Below are 16,876 nucleotides of genomic sequence, written 5' to 3'. Positions count from 1 at the left end.
CGTCGTCGCCGAAACCGGCGCGACGGTGCTGACCTACCCCAGCAGAGCCCGCCCACCCAGGGGGACCATCCCCGCTCCAGCGTATCGCCGCCCCCCGACAAAACCCGGGCAAAGCCCCTCGCCCCACTCCGCCTGTCCACAACTCACCGGACCTGTGGACAACCGCATGCCCCGCTCACCGGGAACCGCCCCACCAGCACCGCAACCGAACCCCCGCAACGAACCCACCCTTAATTCGGGTTGAAAAAAAATGACCGGCCACCTGTTGCCCGGCTTGTCTGGACCATGCATACTTTGTTGCCAGGCACAACAAAGACCCGCCGCCACTCGCCGTTCCGACCCCGCCCAGGAACGACGAGCGCCGGCGTACCGGTCGCGCCTGCCGCCGCCCCGGCATGCGAGGCCACCTCCCCCTCCCCGCGTTCCGTGCTGCGCGCGGAACGCCGTTCCCCCCACGGTGAGAGAGGCGACAACGATGTCCACCTCGTTCCGAAAAGCCCGAAAGAGAACAGCCGCGCTCTTCGCCGCGGCCTCCCTGCTCCTCCTCGGCCAGCAGGTCTTGACCCCAGTAGCGGCCGAAGCCGCCGCCACCTTCACCGACGACTTCAACGGCCCCGCCGGGTCCGCCGTCGACGGGTCGAAGTGGCAGCTCGAAACCGGCGACAACGTCAACAACCACGAGCGGCAGTACTACACCTCCGGCACCAACAACGCCCAGCTCGACGGCCAGGGCCACCTCGTCATCACCGCCAAGAAGGAAAACCCCGGCAACTACAACTGCTGGTACGGCCGCTGCGAGTACACGTCCGCGCGGATGAACACCGCCGGCAAGTTCAGCCAGGCCTACGGCCACTTCGAAACGCGCATGAAACTCCCGCGCGGGCAGGGCATGTGGCCCGCGTTCTGGATGCTCGGCGGCGGCAACTGGCCGACCGACGGCGAGATCGACATCATGGAGAACGTCGGGTTCGAGCCGAACACCGTGCACGGCACCATCCACGGCCCCGGCTACTCCGGCTCCGGCGGCATCGGCGCGGCCTACAACGGCCCGAACTTCTCCGACGACTTCCACACCTACGCCGTCGACTGGTCGCCCAACCAGATCAAGTGGTACGTCGACGGCAACCTCTACCAGACGCGCACGCCGGCCGACCTGAACGGCAACCGCTGGGTCTACGACCACAACTTCTTCATCATCCTCAACCTCGCCGTCGGCGGGTACTGGCCCGGCGACCCCAACAGCAGCACGCAGTTCCCGCAGCAGCTGATCGTCGACTACGTGCACGTCACCAACGACACCGGCGGCGGCACCCCGGGCGGGCGCACCGGGCGGATCACCGGCATCGGCGGCAAGTGCGTCGACGTAGCCGGCGCGAACACCGCCAACGGCACGCCCATCCAGATCACCGACTGCAACAACAACGCGGCGCAGAACTGGACCATCGGCACCGACGGCACGATCCGCGCCCTCGGCAAGTGCATGGACGTCAACGCGGCGGGCACGGCCGACGGGACACCCGTGCAGCTCTACGACTGCAATGGAACCGTTGCCCAGCAATGGGTCGTGACCGGCGCCAAGGACATCGTGAACCCCAACGCGAACAAGTGCCTCGACGCCACCGGCAACTCGAGTGCGAACGGCACCCGCCTGCAGATCTGGACCTGTGGCGGCACGGCCAACCAGAAGTGGACCACTCCCTGATCCATCCCCTCGGGTAGGCGGACCCCGCCCGGTCCGCCTACCCGGCACTCTTTCCTTCCCCCACAAGGAGAATCCCAGTGCGACGATTCCTCGTCGCGCTAATGGGGTGTGCCCTGTTAGCGCTTTCCTTACTCACCGGCTCCGCCCAAGCCGCCGTCGAGGCCGGTCCGTCCGCGAGCCAGCTGCTCGCGAAGACCCAGACCTGCCAGCAGATTTCGAACGGCAAATATTCCTTCGACGAAGGCGGCGCGGCCACCGTGCCCGTCTGCCAGGCCAACGGCGCGGTGTTCTTCACGGCCGACATGGACATCGACTGCGACGGGGTCCGGACGACCCAGTGCAACGAGAACACCGACTGCTGCTTCTACCCCGACACCGCGTTCCACACGTCGACCGACCAGCCGCTCAACGCGGCCCAGCTGCCGTACATCGTTTTGCCGCAGCCAACGTCCACTTGGGACTACCGCAACTACGGCATCGACGGCGGTTCGGTCGTGGCGGTGATCTACAACAACAAGGTCACCTACGCCGTCGTCGGCGACACGGGTCCCACGAGCATCATCGGTGAGGCGTCCTACGCGACCGCCGTCAACCTCGGCATCAACCCGGACCCGTCCAACGGGGGCACCGAGGGCCCGGTGACGTACATCGTGTTCCCCAACACGCACGTCGACCCGATCGAGAACCACGCCAACGCCACGAGCCTCGGCGAGCAGGTCGCGACGCAGTTCGCCGGCGGCACCACGACACCGCCCACGCAGAACGCCGGGCAGATCACCGGCATCGGCGGCAAGTGCGTCGACGTCGCCGGCGCCAACAACGCCAACGGCACCGCCGTGCAGCTCTACGACTGCAACGGCACCACCGCTCAACAGTGGACAGTCGGCAGCGACGGAACCGTGAAAGCGCTCGGCAAGTGCCTCGACGTCACCAGTGCCGGCACCGCCAACGGCACGCCGACCCAGCTGTGGGACTGCAACGGTTCCGCCGCGCAGAAGTGGTCGGCCAACGGGTCGCGCAACCTCGTGAACGCCGGCTCCGGCAAGTGCCTCGACGCCACCGGGAACTCGAGCGCCAACGGTACCCGGCTCCAGATCTGGACCTGCGGCACCGGAACGAACCAGAAGTGGACGCTGCCATGAAGAAACTGCTCACCCTGCTCGGCGTGACCGCGCTGGCCGCGGCCACCTTCGCCGCACCCGCGCAGGCCGCGGGCGAGACCGTGAACGTCTGGCTCACCACCACCAGCGACTCCGGCGGCCGGACGGTCACCCGCGGCCTGCAGCAGCAGACGCCGGTCACCTTCGCTTCGGGCACCGGCTCCGGCGGCGTGACCATCAACGTCAACGAAGGCACCACCTACCAGCAGTTCGAAGGCGGCGGAGCGTCCTTCACGGACACCGCGGCCTGGCTGATGAACTCCAGCGGGGCGCTGTCCCAGGCCACCCGCGACGACACGATGCGCAAGCTGTTCGACCCGAACACCGGCATCGGGCTGAGCTTCATCCGCAACCCGCTCGGCGCCTCCGACCTGGCCCGCTACAGCTACACCTTCGACGACATGCCGGCCGGTCAGACCGACCCGAACCTGACGCACTTCTCGATCGCCCACGACCAGGCCGACGTGCTGCCGCTGACCAAGCAGGCCAAGCAGCTCAACCCGCAGGCCAAGGTGATGGCGTCGCCGTGGAGCGCGCCGCCGTGGATGAAGGACAACGACAGCTACCTGCTCGGCTGGGTCGAGTCGCAGTACTACCCGGCCTACGCGCAGTACTTCGTCAAGTACCTCCAGGCGTACCGAGACGCGGGCGTTCCCATCGACTACGTCTCGATGCAGAACGAGCCGACGTGCTGCTCGAGCTACCCGTCGACCAACTGGAACGGCGCCGGGCTCGCGTACTTCGCGAAGAACAACCTGCTGCCCGCGCTCCAGAACGCGGGTCTGTCCACAAAGGTCCTCGCGCTCGACTGGAACTGGGACACCTACGCCTCCTACGGCGCGCCCACCCTGGACGACTCGGCGATCCGCAACCACCCGAACTTCGGCGGCGTCGCCTGGCACGGGTACGGCGGCGACATCGCGCAGCAGACGACGACGCACAACCAGTACCCGAACGTCAACGCCTACTCGACCGAGCACTCCGGGGGCACCTGGATCTCGAACCAGCAGGCCGAGGACATGAACAACATCGTCGACTACACGCGCAACTGGTCGAAGAGCTTCGTGAAGTGGAGCCTCGGCGTCGACCAGAACATGGGCCCGCACAACGGCGGCTGCGGCACCTGCACCGGCCTGATCACCGTCCACAACGGAGACTCCCGCAGCGGGCAGGTCGACTACACCGTCGAGTACTACACGATGGGCCACCTGACGAAGTTCGTGAAGCCCGGCGCGTACCGGATCGACTCGAACGACAACTCGACCGTCCGCAACGTCGCCTGGAAGAACCCGGACGGCTCGAAGGCGCTGATCGCGTACAACTCCAGCACGGGCAACCAGAGCGTGCGCGTCAACTGGGGCAACTCGTCGTTCGCCTACACGCTGCCCGGCCACACCTCGGCGACGTTCACCTGGAACGGCACCCAGGGCAACGGCGGCACCACCGGCAAGACCGGCCCGATCACCGGCGTCGGAGGCAAATGCATCGACGTCGCCGGTGCCAGCAGCACCAACGGCACCGCGGTCCAGCTCTACGACTGCAACGGCTCGAGCGCCCAGCAGTGGACCGTCGGCACCGACGGCACGATCCGCGCGCTGGGCAAGTGCCTCGACGTCACCGGACAGTCCACTGCGGACGGCGCGCAGCTGCAGCTCTGGGACTGCGGCGGCACGGCCAACCAGCGGTGGGCGGCCACCGCGGCCAAGGACATCGTCGGCGCCGGGTCGAACAAGTGCGTCGACGCGACCGGCAACTCCAGCGCCAACGGCACCCGGCTGCAGATCTGGACCTGCACCGGCGCCGCCAACCAGAAGTGGAACGTGCCCGCATGAAGAAACTCGCAGCATTCGGTGCTCTCGTAGCGGCGGCCTCGGCGCTGGTGCTCGCCCCGGGCGTCGCGCAGGCGGCGACCGGCCCGATCACCGGCCTCGCCGGCAAGTGCGTCGACGTCGCCGCGGCGAGCACCGCGAACGGCACGGCGATCCAGCTCTACGACTGCAACGGCTCAGGCGCTCAACAGTGGACGGTCGGCTCCGACGGTTCCTTGCAGGCACTGGGCAAGTGCCTGGACGTCACGAGCGCGGGCACCGCGAACGGCACCACGATCCAGCTCTGGGACTGCAACGGCAGCAATGCCCAGAAGTGGACCGCCAACGCGGCGAAGAACCTGGTCAACACCGGTTCGGGCAAGTGCCTCGACGCGACCGGCAACTCCAGCGCGAACGGGACGCGGCTGCAGATCTGGACGTGCGCGAGCACGGCCAACCAGCAGTGGACGCTCCCGTCCGGCGGCACCACCCCGCCGCCGACCGGGCCGGGCGTGATGGCCGTGGCGCCGTACCTCTACAACGGCTGGGGCAACCCGCCGAGCCCGCAGACGATCCAGAACGCCACCGGCGTCAAGTGGTTCACGCTGGCGTTCATCCTGTCCAACGGCTACTGCAACCCGATGTGGGACGGCGGCCGGGCGCTCACCGGCGGCGTCGACCAGAACACGATCAACGCGGTCCGCGCGGGCGGCGGCGACGTCATCCCGTCGTTCGGCGGCTACTCCGGCAACAAGCTGGAGTCGTCGTGCGGCAGCGCGGGCGAGCTGGCGGCGGGCTACCAGAAGGTGATCAACGCCTACGGCCTCAAGGCGATCGACATCGACATCGAGGCCGACGCCTACAGCAACCCGACCGTGCAGCAGCGCACGGTCGACGCGCTGAAGACGGTGCGGGCGAACAACCCCGGCATCAAGATCTACGTCACGTTCGGCACCGGACAGTCCGGTCCGGACAGCAGCCTGGTGAACCGGGCGGCGCAGTCCGGCCTGACGGTCGACGGCTGGGTCATCATGCCGTTCGACTTCGGCGGCGCCGGCCAGAACATGGGCACGCTGACCCAGCGCGCGGCCGAGGGCCTCAAGAACGTCGTCAAGTCGGCTTACGGCTACGACGACGACACGGCCTACCGGCACATGGGCATCTCGTCGATGAACGGCATCACGGACAACAACGAGACGGTCACGCTGAACGACTTCACCACCATCCTGGCCTACGCGAACTCCCACCACCTGGCCCGGTTGACGTTCTGGTCGGCCAACCGCGACCGCCCGTGCCCGGGCGGGTACCCGAACGACGACACGTGTTCGGGCGTTTCCCAGCAGGCGTGGGACTTCACGAGGATCTTCGCCCGCTACGCCGGCTGACCCCGGCAGGACGACGAAGGCCCGGCTCCGGCCGGGCCTTCGTGCGTTCGAAGGGCTGCCGGACCGTGGCACTGGGGAGGCCCCGGCCCGGCAGCGGTGGGTTCCGCCGGCCGCTGGGGGTCTCCGGCGGCGAAACCGCTTTCGCAGGCTAGCGAGCCGGAGCGGAATTGGGGATGGTCAAAATGCCGGGGTGCCCGAACGGGCAGCCGTAGACTGGCCGCCGTGCCCGAACCGACAGTGGACGACGTGCTGGCCGAGCTGGCCACCCTCGACGACCCCAAGGCCCGCACGGTCAACGAGAAGCACGGCGACGACCACGGCGTCAACCTCGGCAAACTGCGCGCGGTCGCGAAGCGGCTGAAGACGCAGCAGGACCTCGCGCGCGAGCTTTGGCGGACCGGCGACACCGCGGCGAAGCTCCTGGCCACGCTGATCTGCCGCCCGAAGGCGTTCGAACGCGACGAGCTGGACGCCATGCTGAGGACCGCGCGCACACCCAAGGTGCACGACTGGCTCGTGAATTACGTGGTGAAGAAGAGCCCGCACGCCGAAGATCTGCGCCGGGCGTGGTTCGCCGATCCGGATCCCGTGGTCGCGAGCGCCGGCTGGGCACTGACCACCGACCGCGTGGCGAAGCACTCCGAAGATCTCGACAGCCTCCTCGACACCATCGAGAAGGAGCTGAAGGACGCCCCGGACCGGCTGCAGTGGGCGATGAACCACTGCCTGGCCCAGATCGGCATCGAGCACGAAACCCACCGCGCGCGGGCCATCGAAATCGGCGAACGCCTGCAGGTGCTCAAGGACTACCCGACGCCGCCGAACTGCACGTCGCCGTTCGCGCCGGTCTGGATCACCGAAATGGTGCGCCGCCGGGGTTAGCTACTCCGCCGCGACCGCCGCCCGAGCCGCCTCGGCGCGGTCCGCATATGCGCCGACCAGCTGTTCCTCGGCGTCCTCGAGGTACTTCATCAGCAGCTGCTCGGCACCCGGCCCGTCGCCGGCCTCGATGCGGTCCAGGATCTCGTGGTTGCGCGGCAGGTAGCGCTCGTGGAAGCGGCGCGGCTCGGCCATGATGTGGAAGACCAGGCGCAGTTCGGCAGTCAGCTTGCCGACCAGCTCGTTGACGCGCTCGCTGCCGGACAGCGCGGCCAGCTCCTGGTGGAACCACACGTTCGCGGTGCCGAGGTCCTTCCAGTTCCCGGTGCGCGCGGCCTCGTCGCCGATCTCGACCTTCTCCTTGATCCGCGCGAAGTTCGCCGGCTTCGCCGACACGCCCCGGACCGCGGCGCACTCGATGATCTTGCGGACGCGGTAGATGTCGACGACGTCCTCGACGCTCGGGATGCGGACGAAGACGCCGCGGTTGAGCTCGTGGGCGACCAGCCGCTCGTGGGTGAGCAGGCGGAACGCCTCGCGCAGCGTGTTGCGCGAGACGCCGAGCGCGTTGCCGATGTCCTGCTCCGACAGCCGGCCGCCGGGCAGGAAGAACCCCTCGGCGATGCGCTTGCGCAGGACGCCGGCGACCCGCTCGGCGGTGCTCTGGCGGCTGACCAGGCCGCGGTCGGCCGCCAGGCCCGGGAGCACGCTGTCTTCGATGACCACGTCCACGATGGTACCCGTCACACTGAGGACGATCCAATTGCACTCTTGTGGAATTGTTCAACGATCCTTACTGTGTGAGGCACGCCACGATGAGAGACACTGGCCAGGAGGTGCCCAATGACTGCGACAACAGCTACCGAGGCCCGGCCGTTCGACTGGTTCCGCACGCTCGGCAAACGCGGGCGTCGCGCCTTCGTGGGCGCCTTCGGCGGATACGGGCTGGACTCGTTCGACTACCAGACCCTGCCGCTCGGCCTGGCCGCGATCACCGCGTACTTCGGCATATCGAGCGGTGAAGCCGGCCTGCTCGGCACGACGACGCTGGTCGTGTCGGCCGTCGGCGGGGTCGGCGCCGGCATGCTGGCCGACCGGATCGGCCGCGTCCGCACGCTGCAGATCACCATCGCGATGTACACGATCTTCACCGTGCTCTGCGGGTTCGCCCCCAACTTCGAGACGCTGCTGGTCTTCCGCGCCCTGCAGGGCCTGGGCTTCGGCGGCGAGTGGGCGGCCGGCGCCGCGCTGGTCGCGGAGTACTCGTCGGCCAGGTACCGCGGCCGGACCGTGGCGTTCGTGCAGAGCGCGTGGGCGGTCGGCTGGGGCCTGTCGGTGATCGTCTACACCGTCGTGTTCAGCGTCGCGAGCGACGACGTCGCCTGGCGGATCATGTTCTGGACCGGCGTCATCCCCGCGCTGCTCGTGCTGTGGGTGCGCAAGAGCGTCAAGGACGCGCCGCGCGCCGAAGAACGCCTCAAGACCGAACGCCCGAAGGGCACCCTCGTCCAGATCTTCAAGGGCGACCTCGTGCGCACGACGTTCTTCGCCGCGCTGCTCGCCACCGGCGTCCAAGGCGGGTACTACACGATCTCGACGTGGCTGCCGTCCTACCTGAAGAAGACCCGCGAGCTGACCGTGATCGGCACCGGCGGCTACCTCGCGTTCCTCATCACCGGCGCGTTCGTCGGGTACGTCTGCGGCGGGTACCTGACCGACCTGATGGGGCGCAAGAAGACCTTCCTGACGTTCGCGCTGCTCTCGGCCGCGCTGATCGTCGCGTACACGCAGATCCCCAAGGGCGCCAACGGTCTCGTGCTCGTCCTCGGGTTCCCGCTCGGCTTCTCGATGTCGGCCATCTTCAGCGGCTTCGGCGCGTTCCTGGCGGAGCTGTACCCGACGGCGCTGCGCGGGACGGGACAGGGCTTCACGTACAACTTCGGCCGCGCGGTGGGCGCGATCTTCCCGACCGTCGTGGGCTTCCTGGGCGCGGGCGGCGCGATCGTGTTCGGCGCGATCGGCTACGGCATCGCCGTGCTGGCGCTGCTGGGACTTCCGGAGACCCGGGGTATCGAACTCGTCGACTGAGGGGGAACTCATGACGACCTTTGACGAACCCGCGACGTTCACTCCCGCCCAAGCGCGAGAGGCGTTCCGCCGCGGCACCGCCCACCCCACCACCGGCTGGGCCAACGGCTTCACCCAGACCAACCTGATCGCCGTGCCCGAAGACTGGGCCTACGACGTCCTGCTGTTCTGCACCCGCAACCCGCAGCCGTGCCCGCTGCTCGACGTCACCGACCCCGGCGACCCGGCCACCCGGCTCGCCGCGGGCGCGGACCTGCGCACCGACCTGCCGCGCTACCGGATCTGGCAGAACGGCGTGCTGGCCGGCGAGGTGTCCGACGCGACCGGGCTGTGGCGCAGCGACATGGTCGCCTTCTCGATCGGCTGCAGCTTCACGTTCGAGACGGCGCTGGCCGCCGAGGGCGTCCCGCTGCGGCACGTCGACCAGGGCCGCAACGTCGCGATGTACGTGACGAACCGCCAGTGCGAACCCGCCGGGCGGCTGTTCGGCCCGATGGTCGTGTCGATGCGGCAGATCCCGGAGGACCGCGTCGACGACGCTGTCCGGATCACCCGCGCGATGCCGGCCGTGCACGGCGCGCCCGTGCACATCGGCGACCCGCGGGCGCTGGGGATCGAGGACCTCTCGCGGCCGGACTTCGGCGATCCGGTGGACGCCGAACCCGGGGACGTCCCGGTGTTCTGGGCCTGCGGGGTCACGCCGCAGGCGGCGCTGATGGCGTCGCGGCCTCCCTTTGCGATCACGCACGCGCCGGGGTACATGTTCATCACGGACCGGCTCGACAGCGAATACCGGGTGGGCTGAAATGGATCTGAACAGCGATCTCGGCGAGGGCTTCGGCGCGTGGAAGATGGGCGACGACGAAGCCATGCTCGACATCGTGACCAGCGCGAACATCGCGTGCGGCTTCCACGCCGGCGACCCGTCGGTGATGCGGCGGGTCTGCGACCTGGCGGCCGAACGCGGGGTCGCGATCGGGGCGCACGTCGGCTACCACGACCTGGCCGGGTTCGGCCGGCGCGCACTCGACATCGCGCCGGACGAGCTGGCGAACGAGGTGCTCTACCAGATCGGCGCGCTGGACGCGTTCGCCCGCGCGGCGGGCAGCCGCGTGACGTACGTGAAGCCGCACGGCGCGCTGTACAACACCGCGGCGGCGGACGTCGAGCAGGCCGCGGCGATCGTCGACGGCCTGCGCCGGTACGACCCCGCGCTCGCGCTGCTCTGCCTGCCGAACTCGGAAATGCAGCGGCAGGCGGAAAAAGCGGGTGTGGTGGCGTACGCGGAGGCGTTCGCCGACCGGGCGTACACCGCCGACGGCAAGCTCGTCTCGCGGAAGAAGCCGGGCGCGGTGCTGCACGACGCCGACGTCGTCGCCGAGCGCGCGGTCGGCATGGCGACCGGCGGCGTCGTCGCCGAGGACGGCACCAAGCTCGACGTGCGCCCGGATTCCCTGTGCGTGCACGGGGACACGCCGGGCGCGGTCGAGCTGGCCCGGCGGATCGAGGCGGCGCTGTCGGGGGCGGGCATCGAACTGGGGGCGTTCACCGGATGACGGTCCGGCTGCTGCCGTGCGGGCGAAGCGCGCTGCTGGTGGAACTGGACGACGTGCTGGGCTTCCAGGAGGCGTTGGCGGAGCTGGCTCCGGCCGGCGTCGAGGAGCTGGTCCCGGCGGCCAAGACGCTGCTGGTCCGCTTCGACCCCGCGGTGACGGACGCGGACCGGCTCGGCGCGGTACTGCGCGAAGTGTCCCCTGTGGACAGCTTGGTGGGCGCTTCGGCCGAAGTGGTCGTCCCGGTGGTATACGACGGCGAGGACCTGGCCGGCGTCGCGGCTTCGGCGGGGATCTCCGTGGCTTCGGTGATCGCCCGGCACAGCGCGGGTTCCTACGTCTCGGCGTTCTGCGGGTTCGCGCCCGGGTTCGCGTACCTGTCCGGTTTGGACCCCGTGCTGCACGTCTCGCGCCGGTCGACGCCCCGGACGCGGATCCCGGCGGGGTCGGTGGCGATCGCCGGCGAGTACAGCGCGGTCTACCCGAGCGCGTCGCCGGGCGGCTGGCGGCTGCTCGGCCGTACGGACGTGCCGGTGTGGGACGTCGAGCGCGACCCGCCGAACCTGCTGCCGCTGGGCACGCGCGTGCGGTTCGAGGCGGTGCGCTCGTGAAGCTCGAAGTGGTGCGGCCGGGGTTTTCGACGACGGTGCAGGACCTCGGCCGCCCCGGCCACGCGGCGCTCGGCGTCTCCCGCTCCGGCGCCGCCGACCGCGCGTCGTACGAGCTGGCCAACCGGCTCGTCGGCAACCCCACCGGCGCCGCGGCGCTGGAGGTGACGCTGGGCGGCCTGGTTTTGCGCGCTTCGGCCGTCACGACCGTGGCGGTAACCGGGGCTACTTGCGCGGTCTCGCCGGGAGGTATGAACGGACCGGTCACGCTGTGGCCGGGCGACGAACTGGTGCTGGGCATGGCATCGGAGGGCTTGCGTTGTTACGTCGCGGTGCGCGGCGGCATCGACGTCACGCCGGTGCTCGGTTCGCGGTCGACGGACACGCTGGGCAAGCTCGGCCCGCCGCCGCTCACGGCCGGGATGCTGTTGCCGGTGGGCACCCCTCTTGCGTTCCCGGTGGTCGATTTGGCGCCGCGCGCGGCTTTGCCGTCCACGCCGGTGTTGCGCGTGACGCCGGGACCGCGTCGCGACTGGTTCGCTTTTCCGGACGAGCTGCTGTCCACTGTGTACACGGTGTCCCCGGACTCGGACCGCGTCGGCATCCGGCTGACCGGGCCGCCCCTTGCCCGGGTGCGTCACGACGAACTGCCGTCGGAGGCATGCGTGCCGGGATCGCTGCAGGTGCCGCCATCGGGGCGGCCGATCCTGTTCCACGCGGACTCCCCGACGACGGGCGGCTACCCGGTGATCGCGGTCGTCGAGGAGGCGGACCTCGACGTCGCCGCTCAGCTGCGCCCCGGCCAGACTCTCCGCTTCCGCTGGTCGCCGCAGCAGCGTCGCCGTGCCGATCGTGGCGAGCGGCCTAAAGACCCGAGACCCGCAGCGTGATGTTCAGCCGCCCGGTCAGGCCGAGCGCCGGGTCCGCCGTGCCCGGCAGCGTCTTCGGCACACCGTGGTAGGCGAACCGGGACGGGCCGCCGAACACGAAGAGGTCTCCCGACTGCAGTTCGACGTCCGTGTACGGCTTGCCACGCGACTCGGTGTTGCCGAAGCGGAACACGCACGTGTCGCCGAGGCTGAGTGACACCACGGGCGCCGGGCTCCGCTCGTCCTTGTCCTGGTGCTGCCCCATCTTCGCCTTCGCGGCGTAGAAGTTGACGAGCGCGGTGTCGGGCTCGTAGTCCGCCGACGGGTCGCCGTACGCGTCCTCGAGCGCACGCCGGCCCAGGTCGCCGAGCCAGTCCGGGAACGGCAGCACCGGCGTGCCCTCGTCGGTCGTGCGCGAGTAGCCGTTCGGGTACCAGTGCCAGCCGAGGCAGACGGTCTTGACCGACATGACCCCGCCGTTCGGGTATGTCGTATGGCGGTAACCGGGCCAGCCGCGGCAGGCCGCGACGAGCTCGCGCTGTTCGTCGAAGCCGAGCCAGTCGGGCAGGTGAACGGCGCCGGGCGCGAGTTCGGCGCGCGGGCGCGGCAGGAGGGCGTCCATCACCTCGATTGTGCCGGAGACTCCTGCCGGACACGTTCGGTGAGCGTCGACGGCACGATCCGGTGACCGCGGAACGTCACGCCCGCAACAGTGAACAGCCGCAGGAGCCGCCCGAACGGACCAACCGGGCGCTCCTGCGGCCGAATCCCCTCGCTATGGGCCACCATGCCTAGACGTTCCCACACCTGAATGTCACAAACCAGCGTGGATCAGCTACGAACCGGTCACTTGACCTGGGCGACGCCGATCAGTCACGAAACGTCACGACGGTAACGCCCGCTTGCGCCGGCACGGGGTCGTTCATCGCGGCCAGCGCGGCCGGGACGTCGTCGAGGCCGATCCGCCGGCCGATGAGCGCGGCGAGGTCGATGCCGGCCGTCTCGACGACGCGCAGCAGTTCCGGGTACTCGTGGGCCTGCAGCCCGTGGATGCCCACGAGCTCCAACTCGCCGCCGATGACCCGGTGCATCGGGATCGGCGCGACGCCCTGCGCGGGCGGCATCAGCCCGGCCTGGACGTGCCGGCCGCGCTTGCGGAGGCTGCCCACCGACGCCGCACAGGTCGACGGCGCGCCGAGGCAGTCCAGCGACACGTGCGTGCCACCGCCGGTCAGCTCCCGGACGTGCGCGGCGACGGCTTCCGGGCCGTCGAACGCCGAAGAGTCGACGGTGAGCGCGGCGCCCGACTTCGCGGCCAGCTGGAGGGCCGGCGGCGAGACGTCGACGGCGACGACCTTCGCGCCCGCTGCGACGGCCAGCAGCACCGCCGAGATGCCGACGCCGCCGCAGCCGTACACCGAGACCCACTGCCCCGCCGTGACCCGGCCCTGGCGCAGCACGGCGCGGAACGCCGTCCCGAAGCGGCAGCCGAGCGCGGCGGCTTCGGCGGCGCCGAGGGAGTCCGGCAGCGCGACCAGGTTCGTCTCGGCGTGCTCGATGGCGACGCGCTCGGCGAACGAACCCCAGTGCGTCGCGCCGGGCTGGAACTCGCGGTCGCAGATCTGCTGGTCGCCGCGGGCGCACTGGGGGCAGCTGCCGCACGCGCAGACGAACGGCACGGTGACGCGCGCGCCGAGCTCCCACCCGCGCACGCCCTCGCCGAGCGCGACGAGCCGGCCGGCGAGCTCGTGCCCGGCGACGTGCGGCAGCGTCACCGCGGTGTCGTGGCCCTGCCACGTGTGCCAGTCGCTGCGGCAGACGCCGGTGGCGTCGACCTCGATCACCGCGCCACCGGGCGGCGCCACCGGCTCCGGCACGTCCCGCACGACCGGCGGGACGCAGAACTCCTCCATGACGACAGCTCGCATGGAGTCGAGCCTACGTGCTCAGCTGAGCGGTTTTCCCTTGGTGCCGCTCAATTGAGCACGGGCGGCTGGGCGTGGAACCGGGTTCTGCCGCGCGGCGGGCCGAGGAGCTTGCTGAGCGAGCCGTCCGGCACGTTCAGGATGTCCTCGAGATTCCGCAAGGCCTCCAACGATTCCGGCCGCTCGGGCCGGCACCGCCCGGACTGCCAGTGGCTGAGGGTCGCCAGGCTGACCGTGGTTCCCCTGCCGCGCAAGCGATAGCGGATCCGGTCGAGGCCGAGGCCACGAGCCCTGATCGCCGCGCGCAACGCGACGTCGAACGGCCCGGCGGCCAGGAGGTGACCCAGTTCCGCCTGCTCCCCCCGGTCGATGGTGCGAGTTCGCTGACCGGTCATCACAACGCTCCGAAGCACTCCCGAGTACGAAAATTGGAGCGTAGGCCCAGCTTCGCAAGATCGGAAGGGCCCTCACCCACCTGCGAGCCGCACCCGCGCGGCGATCTCGGCGAACGGTTCCGCGTAGCCCGAGTTGATCGTCACGTAGGAAATCCCCCACCGCTCCCGCCAGCCGAGAAGCCTTTCCGCCGCTTGACCTGGATCAGCGGGCAGCACGGTGACGGCCCCGGCGGCGGCGAGCTCGGGGACGTCGACCCCGGCCCACCGCGCGATTCCGGGCGACGGCGCGTCCCCGACGGCCATCAGGTTCAGCCCGAGCTCGATGTCCGGCAGCCGTTCTTCAGCAAGCTTACGGAATCGATCCACAATGGACTCGGCGTCGGCTTCGGTGGTTTTCGGCGGCCAGGTGAAGGTGAGGGTGTCGGCTTCTTGCGCGGCGAGCGCCAGCATTTTCGGCCCGCCGCCGGCGAGCACCAGCCGCGGCCGGTCGGCGGTTTCCTTGAGCAGCGCGATCGTCTCGGCCATCCGTGTGATGCGCTCACCCGGTCCGCCGAACGCCCGTCCGAGGTTCTCGGTGTGCGCTTTCGCCCCGGGCCGCCCCACCCCGAGCCCGAGCTCGAAGCGACCGCCGGTCTGCTGGTGCAGGGTCTGGACCTGCCAGCGGAGGGCCCGGGCGTCCCGGAAGGGGTCGGCGAGGACGAAGGTGCCGACGGTGAGGTCGAGCGTGACCGCGGCGGCGGCCCCGAGCAGGACGAAGGGATCCGCGGTCCCGACGGGATCGGTGGCGAGGAGGGTGTCGAAGCCGAGCTTTTCGACCCGCTCGGCCTGAGCGGTCCACGAGGTGAGGTCAGGCGCGAACCCGGCGACGATGCCGAAGCGGAAGGGTTTCATGGACCAATGGTCGCGGCGGCGGGTGTGTCACCACATCCGCTCCACGACGTCATTCGCGCGTACGCCGCTCAGCGCAGGGTGACCGACAAGGCCTGCGCGATCTCCTTGCCGATGGCGTGCGTGGCCGCATCCGGCGGCGAGCCCACCTTCACCACCATCGGTCCGCCGAACGGCTGCCGCTCCACGACCTCGATGCGTTCGCCCAGGTTGATCGCGTGTTCCGTCAAGTACCGCAGCAGCTCCGGGTCCGTGTCCCACACCCGGACGATCTCGCCCACCGCGCCCGGCTGGAGGTCGTCCAGGATGCGGACCGGGAGCTCCTCCACGCTGCCGTCCGGGGCCGGGATCGGGTCGCCGTGCGGGTCGCGGACCGGGTTGCCCAGCTTCGCCGCGATGCGCTCGACCAGGCGGTCCGACACCGCGTGCTCCAGCGCGTCGGCCTCCGCGTGGACCTCGTCCCACGTGTAGCCGAGCTCGGACACCAGGTACGTCTCGATCAGCCGGTGCCGCCGGAGCACCGACCGCGCCAGGAGGCGGCCGTCGGCGGTCAGCTCGATCCCGCGGTACGGCACGTGGGTGACCAGCCCGAGCTGGGACAGCTTGGTGACCATCCCCGACGCCGAGGACGGGCTGACCTCCAGCCGGCCGGCGAGCGACGTGTTCGTGACCGCCTCACCCCGCTCGACCAGGCCGTAGATCACCCGGACGTAGTCCTCGACCGACGAGGACCTCCGGACCGAACCATCTCCCATGCCGCATACGATACGGGGCCGGGTTCTTTCTCGTGAAAGTTCACGGCCGCCAGCGGTAGCGGATCCAGCCCGGGACCGGCTCGGCGCCGAGCTGGGCGTAGAACGCCTCGCCTTTCTCGTTGCCCGCCTGCATGTCCCACTCGACGCGGCCGCTCGTGCGGTTGCGCAGCTCGTCGAGCAGTTCGCTGCCGAGCCCGAAGCGCCGGTGCGCCGGCCGGACGAACAGGTCGTCCAGCCAGATCCCCGGCCGGGCCTCCCACGTGGAGAAGTTCCAGCTACAGAAGGCGAAGCCGGCGACCGTGCCGGGCTCGCCGGGCGGGGTCGCGATCAGCACCCACGCCTTCGGGTCCGGCCCGAAGAGGTGCCCGCTCATCTCGGCGCGGTCGAGCTTCAGGTCGTGGTTGTCCTCGTAGACGGCGTGCTCCTCGATGAGCGCGCAGATTTCGTCGACGTCTTCGAAGACGGCGTCGCGGACGGGCATCTCGCCTCCCGGTTTTGTCGGTGGTGGTCGTTACTGTCGGGCTCGGAGGTAGTCGATGTCACCGGAGGAGAAGTTCGAGGACCTGGTCGACGAGTTCACCGGACGCCCGGGCATCACGCCACCCGGCGCGACCGGCGGGTTCGGGCGCACGGCACTGCGCGCGCACGGCCAGATCTTCGCGATGTTCGTCCGCGGGCAGCTGGTGCTCAAGCTGCCCCGGCCGCGGGTGGACGAGCTCGTGGCGGGCGGGCACGGGGTGCGCTTCGACGCCAACAAGGGCACCCCGATGAAGGAATGGCTGGCGCTGGACACGGGATCGACGCAGCCCTGGTCCGCGCTGGCGGAAGAAGCACTCGAGTTCGTGGGAAGGAAGTGAGCCA

The 16,876-nt window shown here is 70.0% G+C and carries 18 protein-coding genes; 11 read left to right on the top strand and 7 right to left on the bottom strand.

The features are described from left to right. The first annotated feature begins 475 nt into the window (after window positions 1-475). The 5 genes from ACERZO_RS36310 to ACERZO_RS36290 all read left to right on the top strand — a co-directional run bounded on the left by ACERZO_RS36310 (window position 476) and on the right by ACERZO_RS36290 (window position 6,937). Window positions 476-1,702 carry a family 16 glycosylhydrolase gene (locus tag ACERZO_RS36310; RefSeq protein WP_372670397.1) on the top strand — a complete coding sequence of 409 codons (1,227 nt, stop codon included), beginning with the start codon at window positions 476-478 and terminating at the stop codon, window positions 1,700-1,702. A gap of 77 nt (window positions 1,703-1,779) precedes the next feature. Beyond that, window positions 1,780-2,844 carry an RICIN domain-containing protein gene (locus ACERZO_RS36305; RefSeq protein ID WP_372670396.1) on the top strand — a complete coding sequence of 355 codons (1,065 nt, stop codon included), beginning with the start codon at window positions 1,780-1,782 and terminating at the stop codon, window positions 2,842-2,844. Further along, complete coding sequence (locus ACERZO_RS36300) at window positions 2,841-4,694, top strand: ricin-type beta-trefoil lectin domain protein (RefSeq protein WP_372670394.1); 1,854 nt, start codon at window positions 2,841-2,843, stop codon at window positions 4,692-4,694. Before ACERZO_RS36305 ends, ACERZO_RS36300 begins: the two co-directional genes overlap by 4 nt. Next, entirely contained in the window at window positions 4,691-6,055 is a 1,365-nt protein-coding gene (locus ACERZO_RS36295; RefSeq protein WP_372670392.1) for a ricin-type beta-trefoil lectin domain protein, read from the top strand. The genes ACERZO_RS36300 and ACERZO_RS36295 overlap by 4 nt, the downstream gene beginning before the upstream one ends. 222 nt (window positions 6,056-6,277) lie before the next feature. Next, entirely contained in the window at window positions 6,278-6,937 is a 660-nt protein-coding gene (locus ACERZO_RS36290; RefSeq protein WP_372670391.1) for a DNA alkylation repair protein, read from the top strand. Here ACERZO_RS36290 and ACERZO_RS36285 read toward each other — a convergent pair whose 3' ends face one another. Beyond that, the gene (locus ACERZO_RS36285; RefSeq protein ID WP_372670390.1) at window positions 6,938-7,660 is read right to left on the bottom strand and encodes a GntR family transcriptional regulator; all 723 of its coding nucleotides are present in this window, start codon (window positions 7,658-7,660) and stop codon (window positions 6,938-6,940) included. Window positions 7,661-7,777: 117 nt separating this feature from the next. Here ACERZO_RS36285 and ACERZO_RS36280 point away from each other — a divergent pair, with 117 nt between their 5' ends. From ACERZO_RS36280 to ACERZO_RS36260, 5 genes are read left to right on the top strand one after another with little or no spacing between them, the layout of a single operon-like run. After that, window positions 7,778-9,022 (top strand): MFS transporter, encoded by a 1,245-nt coding sequence (locus ACERZO_RS36280; RefSeq protein WP_372670389.1) that lies wholly within the window; start codon window positions 7,778-7,780, stop codon window positions 9,020-9,022. A 10-nt stretch (window positions 9,023-9,032) separates the two neighbouring features. Further along, a complete protein-coding gene (locus ACERZO_RS36275) occupies window positions 9,033-9,827 on the top strand; it encodes a putative hydro-lyase (RefSeq protein WP_372670388.1) in 795 nt (264 codons plus the stop codon). 1 nt (window position 9,828) lies between these two features. Further along, window positions 9,829-10,578 carry a LamB/YcsF family protein gene (locus tag ACERZO_RS36270; protein ID WP_372670387.1) on the top strand — a complete coding sequence of 250 codons (750 nt, stop codon included), beginning with the start codon at window positions 9,829-9,831 and terminating at the stop codon, window positions 10,576-10,578. Then, window positions 10,575-11,186, top strand: coding sequence for a 5-oxoprolinase subunit B family protein (locus ACERZO_RS36265; protein ID WP_372670386.1), 612 nt, complete (start codon window positions 10,575-10,577; stop codon window positions 11,184-11,186). Before ACERZO_RS36270 ends, ACERZO_RS36265 begins: the two co-directional genes overlap by 4 nt. After that, window positions 11,183-12,073 carry a biotin-dependent carboxyltransferase family protein gene (locus ACERZO_RS36260; protein WP_372670385.1) on the top strand — a complete coding sequence of 297 codons (891 nt, stop codon included), beginning with the start codon at window positions 11,183-11,185 and terminating at the stop codon, window positions 12,071-12,073. Before ACERZO_RS36265 ends, ACERZO_RS36260 begins: the two co-directional genes overlap by 4 nt. Here the strand turns inward: ACERZO_RS36260 and ACERZO_RS36255 are convergent. From ACERZO_RS36255 to ACERZO_RS36230, 6 genes are all read right to left on the bottom strand, one after another. After that, window positions 12,048-12,674 carry an alpha-ketoglutarate-dependent dioxygenase AlkB family protein gene (locus tag ACERZO_RS36255; RefSeq protein WP_372670384.1) on the bottom strand — a complete coding sequence of 209 codons (627 nt, stop codon included), beginning with the start codon at window positions 12,672-12,674 and terminating at the stop codon, window positions 12,048-12,050. The two genes, ACERZO_RS36260 and ACERZO_RS36255, sit on opposite strands and share 26 nt — an antisense overlap. A 247-nt stretch (window positions 12,675-12,921) precedes the next feature. Continuing rightward, window positions 12,922-13,980: a zinc-binding dehydrogenase gene (locus ACERZO_RS36250; RefSeq protein ID WP_372670383.1), complete on the bottom strand. Its 1,059-nt coding sequence runs from the start codon at window positions 13,978-13,980 to the stop codon at window positions 12,922-12,924. 47 nt (window positions 13,981-14,027) lie between these two features. Then, the gene (locus tag ACERZO_RS36245) at window positions 14,028-14,372 is read right to left on the bottom strand and encodes a transcriptional regulator (RefSeq protein ID WP_372670382.1); all 345 of its coding nucleotides are present in this window, start codon (window positions 14,370-14,372) and stop codon (window positions 14,028-14,030) included. A 72-nt stretch (window positions 14,373-14,444) separates the two neighbouring features. Next, the gene (locus tag ACERZO_RS36240) at window positions 14,445-15,263 is read right to left on the bottom strand and encodes an LLM class flavin-dependent oxidoreductase (protein WP_372670381.1); all 819 of its coding nucleotides are present in this window, start codon (window positions 15,261-15,263) and stop codon (window positions 14,445-14,447) included. 68 nt (window positions 15,264-15,331) lie between these two features. Beyond that, window positions 15,332-16,015, bottom strand: coding sequence for a metal-dependent transcriptional regulator (locus ACERZO_RS36235; protein WP_033261556.1), 684 nt, complete (start codon window positions 16,013-16,015; stop codon window positions 15,332-15,334). A gap of 40 nt (window positions 16,016-16,055) precedes the next feature. Beyond that, the gene (locus ACERZO_RS36230) at window positions 16,056-16,496 is read right to left on the bottom strand and encodes a GNAT family N-acetyltransferase (RefSeq protein ID WP_372670380.1); all 441 of its coding nucleotides are present in this window, start codon (window positions 16,494-16,496) and stop codon (window positions 16,056-16,058) included. Between the two features lie 55 nt (window positions 16,497-16,551). On the opposite strand from ACERZO_RS36230, the gene ACERZO_RS36225 reads away from it, so the two are divergent. Then, window positions 16,552-16,872, top strand: coding sequence for a hypothetical protein (locus tag ACERZO_RS36225; protein ID WP_372670379.1), 321 nt, complete (start codon window positions 16,552-16,554; stop codon window positions 16,870-16,872). The last annotated feature ends 4 nt before the right edge of the window (window positions 16,873-16,876 follow it).

This window comes from Amycolatopsis kentuckyensis, assembly GCF_041679295.1.
Lineage (GTDB): Bacteria > Actinomycetota > Actinomycetes > Mycobacteriales > Pseudonocardiaceae > Amycolatopsis > Amycolatopsis kentuckyensis_A.
The sequence above is the reverse complement of the archived record's forward strand: the minus strand, read 5'-3'. Positions and strand labels throughout refer to the sequence as shown.

What these genes read in the sequence shown, in the direction of transcription:
- ACERZO_RS36310 (WP_372670397.1), top strand. Translation starts at nt 476, where the DNA reads ATGTCCACCTCGTTCCGAAAAGCCCGAAAGAGAACAGCCGCGCTCTTC.
- ACERZO_RS36300 (WP_372670394.1), top strand. Translation starts at nt 2,841, where the DNA reads ATGAAGAAACTGCTCACCCTGCTCGGCGTGACCGCGCTGGCCGCGGCC.
- ACERZO_RS36295 (WP_372670392.1), top strand. Translation starts at nt 4,691, where the DNA reads ATGAAGAAACTCGCAGCATTCGGTGCTCTCGTAGCGGCGGCCTCGGCG.
- ACERZO_RS36280 (WP_372670389.1), top strand. Translation starts at nt 7,778, where the DNA reads ATGACTGCGACAACAGCTACCGAGGCCCGGCCGTTCGACTGGTTCCGC.
- ACERZO_RS36275 (WP_372670388.1), top strand. Translation starts at nt 9,033, where the DNA reads ATGACGACCTTTGACGAACCCGCGACGTTCACTCCCGCCCAAGCGCGA.
- ACERZO_RS36270 (WP_372670387.1), top strand. Translation starts at nt 9,829, where the DNA reads ATGGATCTGAACAGCGATCTCGGCGAGGGCTTCGGCGCGTGGAAGATG.
- ACERZO_RS36265 (WP_372670386.1), top strand. Translation starts at nt 10,575, where the DNA reads ATGACGGTCCGGCTGCTGCCGTGCGGGCGAAGCGCGCTGCTGGTGGAA.
- ACERZO_RS36255 (WP_372670384.1), bottom strand. Translation starts at nt 12,674, where the DNA reads ATGGACGCCCTCCTGCCGCGCCCGCGCGCCGAACTCGCGCCCGGCGCC.
- ACERZO_RS36250 (WP_372670383.1), bottom strand. Translation starts at nt 13,980, where the DNA reads ATGCGAGCTGTCGTCATGGAGGAGTTCTGCGTCCCGCCGGTCGTGCGG.
- ACERZO_RS36245 (WP_372670382.1), bottom strand. Translation starts at nt 14,372, where the DNA reads ATGACCGGTCAGCGAACTCGCACCATCGACCGGGGGGAGCAGGCGGAA.
- ACERZO_RS36240 (WP_372670381.1), bottom strand. Translation starts at nt 15,263, where the DNA reads ATGAAACCCTTCCGCTTCGGCATCGTCGCCGGGTTCGCGCCTGACCTC.
- ACERZO_RS36235 (WP_033261556.1), bottom strand. Translation starts at nt 16,015, where the DNA reads ATGGGAGATGGTTCGGTCCGGAGGTCCTCGTCGGTCGAGGACTACGTC.
- ACERZO_RS36230 (WP_372670380.1), bottom strand. Translation starts at nt 16,496, where the DNA reads ATGCCCGTCCGCGACGCCGTCTTCGAAGACGTCGACGAAATCTGCGCG.
- ACERZO_RS36225 (WP_372670379.1), top strand. Translation starts at nt 16,552, where the DNA reads ATGTCACCGGAGGAGAAGTTCGAGGACCTGGTCGACGAGTTCACCGGA.